Origin of the sequence: Caballeronia sp. BR00000012568055 (genome assembly GCF_029439455.1) — a bacterium.
In the GTDB taxonomy this organism is placed as follows: Bacteria; Pseudomonadota; Gammaproteobacteria; order Burkholderiales; family Burkholderiaceae; genus Caballeronia.
Genome location: NZ_JAQFVG010000006.1, coordinates 19,131 through 19,446, shown reverse-complemented (window position 1 = coordinate 19,446; position 316 = coordinate 19,131). Strand labels below are relative to the sequence as shown.

General features: G+C 55.1%; 1 protein-coding gene. It reads left to right on the top strand.

Annotated features, from left to right (window positions below):
* Positions 1-36: 36 nt before the first annotated feature.
* Positions 37-316: ATP-binding protein (locus P7F28_RS33790; RefSeq protein WP_368860315.1), on the top strand; the 280-nt coding region annotated here is incomplete at its 3' end.

Here is a 316-nt window from a genome sequence, read left to right as displayed (position 1 = left end):
CCTGCTCTCGCTGCTGACCTTGCGATCGGCGTAGTTTTGAATTTGTTGTTTGAAATTGCATTGAGAAGTGAACCACAGGGGCCCGGTATTGGACGGCCAAGCCCGGTTCTAATTGTCCTTGAGGAGGCTCACAGGTATTTGGGCGAATCCGCAAACGCAACCACTCGGGACTCTGCGAATCGTATCGCGCGTGAAGGGCGCAAATACGGCGTTGGACTACTCCTTGTGACACAGCGACCAACTGAGCTTCCAGACACGGCGCTCGCCCAATGCGGAACTTTGATTGCTCTACGACTGACGAACGCGGGAGACCAAG